Source organism: Thauera phenylacetica B4P, assembly GCF_000310225.1.
Taxonomy (GTDB): Bacteria; Pseudomonadota; Gammaproteobacteria; order Burkholderiales; family Rhodocyclaceae; genus Thauera; species Thauera phenylacetica.
In genome coordinates, this window is the sequence record NZ_AMXF01000335.1 from 1 (window position 1) to 3,255 (window position 3,255).

At 71.9% G+C, this 3,255-nt stretch carries 2 protein-coding genes; both read right to left on the minus strand.

Annotated elements, in window-relative coordinates; translation table 11 throughout:
- Positions 1–24: 24 nt before the first annotated feature.
- Complete coding sequence (locus C667_RS21475) at positions 25–1,989, minus strand: dynamin family protein (RefSeq protein ID WP_004383842.1); 1,965 nt, start codon at positions 1,987–1,989, stop codon at positions 25–27.
- A 160-nt stretch (positions 1,990–2,149) separates the two neighbouring features.
- Complete coding sequence (gene mutM / locus C667_RS21480) at positions 2,150–2,968, minus strand: bifunctional DNA-formamidopyrimidine glycosylase/DNA-(apurinic or apyrimidinic site) lyase (protein WP_004383843.1); 819 nt, start codon at positions 2,966–2,968, stop codon at positions 2,150–2,152.
- Positions 2,969–3,255: the final 287 nt, after the last annotated feature.

Below are 3,255 nucleotides of genomic sequence, written 5' to 3' on the forward strand. Positions count from 1 at the left end.
GCGGCGCGCACGAGCCCGCGCCGCTCAGGCGGCCGCGCGCACGCCCATGGCCGGCGCGTTGCCGGGCACGCCGAGCGTGTCGGCGATCGCCGCCTCGAGGGTGTCGAGCTCGGCCAGCAGCGCACGCAGCGCCTCTTCGCCCTGCACGAGCTCCTCCACGCGGCTCTCCAGCGTGTCGGTGGCCTCGTGGATGCGCTTGACGCTCTCGAGCCGGCGCTTGAGCTGGATCTGGTACTCGCGCACCTGGGTCTCGAGCGGCGACATCACCGCGCGCAGCCACTGCTCGACGTCGCGGTTGGCGAGCTCGAAGGTCTGGCGCGCCTGCACCGCCACGGTCTCGAAGAACTTCTGCGTGAGCGCGTGCTTCTCGGTGGTGACGAGCGTCAGCGCGGTGTTGATCTGGCGGTTGAAGGCCGACTCGAGACGGTCGAGCTCCTTCTCGTAGCGCAGCGTCGAGAAGCCTTCGGGCGCGGTGAGCTTGAGTCCGTGCTCGACGCTGAAGCGCTTGTACATCGCGTCGAGCATGCGGGTGATCTCGCCGATCTCCTCGGTCGAGCGCTGCAGGTTGCCGCGCAGGCTGCGGAAGTAGCCCTGCATGGCGCTGCGCAGCCCGCGCGTGAAGCTCGATTCGAGCATCGCCTCGCGCGTACGCCGGGTCTCGTCGCGCACCGCATCCAGACCCATGTGCGCGAACAGGTTGTTGGCGAGGTCGGTGAATACCGTGCGCACCGCGTAGTACTTCTGCAGCCCCTGCTCGAACTCGTCCTTCTCGCTGCGGATCTTGCGCATCATGTACTCGATGACGCTCTGGTTCTTGCCGCGCAGGTCGGTGAGCTCCTGGAGCTGCTCGCGCAGCCCGGCCAGGCGTGCCTCGAGCAGGCTGCGCGTGGCGGCGGCGACCTCGGCGGTCTCGGCCAGGGTGTCCTCGCGCACGATCTCCTGCTTGGTGGGCAGCAGATCCTCGGCGAGCGCGCGCTCCAGCAGCGGGATGCGGCTGCGCGCGAGCAGGGCCTCGTCGCCCTGGATGCGCGCCACCAGCCCCTTCTGCGCCGATACCGGGAACACCGCGGCGGGCTCGACACCCAGCGTGGCGGCGACCGAGTCGACCTGGCGGCCGATCTCGGCCTCGATGCGCGCCTCGTCGCGCAGCCCGTCCCACAGGCCGTCGATCTTGTTGAGCACGACCAGGCGCCCGCGCTGGCGCTCGCTACCGGCCTGCACGTAGTTGCGCCACACCGCGAGGTCGCTCTGGGTGACGCCGGTGTCGGCGGCGAGGATGAACAGCACCGCGTGCGCGTTGGGCAGCATCGACAGGGTGAGCTCGGGCTCGGCGCCGATCGCGTTGAGGCCCGGCGTGTCGAGCACCACAAGGCCCTGCTCGAGCAGGGGGTGCGGGAACTGGATCACCGCATGGCGCCAGCGCGGGATCTCGATGCGGCCCTCGGCGTCGGGGCGGATGCCGTCGTCCCCGGCGGGATCGACGCGGAAGCCGAGCGCCTGCGCCTCGGCGACCTCGACGCGCTCGGTCTCGCCCACGCGCGCGAGCGCGGCCTGCAGGCCGGGCGCATCGATCGAGTCGAGCGCGAGCACGGTCCATTCTTCGGGATAGCGCTTGAGCTCGCTCACCGGCGTCTGGCGCGCGCGGCTGCGGATCGGCAGCAGGCGCAGCTCGGGCTGCGCGCCCTTGTGCCACTGCAGCTCGGTCGGGCACATCGTGGTGCGGCCCGCGCTCGAGGGCAGGATGCGGTCGCCATGGTCGGCGAAGAAGATCGCGTTGATGAGCTCGGACTTGCCGCGCGAGAATTCGGCGACGAAGGCCACGGTGAGCTTGTCGTCGCGCAGGCGGTCGAGCAGGTACTGCAGCCGCAGGTCGGCCTGGGCGTTGCCGACGTCGTTGCGCGCCAGCCACGCGCGCAGGCGGGCCACGGCGTCGCTCGCGTGGCCGCGCCAGCGGCCGTAGGCGGAAAACTGTTCGGTGAGATCGGTCATCGGCGTGCTCGTCCGGCAGGCGGGTGGGGCTCGGGGCGCGCGCGAGGGCAATGCCTCGCCGTCCCGCATCGAAATGCATTATTCACCATAACCCCCTTCGCGGCTCGCGAGCGTGCCATATTGCACGCCGCCCGCATGCCCGCGCGGCATCGCCGCGGTTTCAGGCGCGGCGCTGGCAGCGCGGACAGTAGAAGCTGGCGCGCTGCGCGCTGACGATGCGCCGCACCGGCGTGCCGCACACCCTGCAGGGCTCGCCATGGCGGCCATAGACGAAATACTGCTGCTGGAAATAGCCCGGCCGGCCGTCGCCGCCGACGAAGTCGCGCAGCGTGCTGCCGCCGGCCGCGATCGCGGCGGCGAGCGTCTCGCGCACGCACTCCACCAGGCGTGCGCAGCGCCGCGGCCCGAGCTGGCCGGCGGGTTCGAGCGGATGGATGCGGGCGCGGAAGAGGCTCTCGGATGCGTAGATGTTGCCGACGCCGACGAGCTTGCGGCTGTCCATCAGCACGTGCTTGATCGGCGCACGCAGCCCGCGCGTGATGCGCAGCAGGTAGGCGGCATCGAAGCCGTCGCCGAGCGGCTCGGGCCCCAGGTGGGCGAGCAGCGGATGCGCCGCCGCCTCGCCGGGCTGCCACACCACCATGCCGAAGCGGCGCGGGTCGCGCAGGCGCAGGGCCGCTTCTCCGAAGACGAAATCGACGTGGTCGTGCACGCCGGCCGGCTCGGCGGTCGCCACCACGCGCAGGCTGCCCGACATCCCCAGGTGCACGATCACCGTGCCGGCGGGGAAGCGCAGCAGCAGGTATTTGGCCCGCCGCTCCACCGCGTCCAGCCGGGCGCCCTCGATGCGGGCGGGCAGGTCCGCGGCCACCACCACGCGCAGGCGCGGATTGCGCACCACGAGCCGGCTCAGGCTGCGGCCCTGCACGTGCGGGCGGATGCCGCGGCAGGTGGTCTCGACTTCAGGCAGTTCGGGCATCGGAGCGGAACCTGGGAAGCCCTCCGCGCGCAGGCGCACACGGGGGACGGGTTGCGGCAGGGGAGGCGATCTGCCTACCATGGCATGAACCGAATTGTAGCCGAGCACTCGAAGCTTCCGCGGCGCCCAGCAGGCGCCAGGCGGTCGCTGCGCTCCGGCGCTGCCGCAACCCACCGAAGTCCCCGGAATGTCTCCCATGAAAACCCAGCTCGCCCGCCTCGCCCGCTCCCTCTGCCTGGCCTTCGCGCTCGGCGCCGGCGGCGTCGCGACGGCGGCCAGCGGCGACG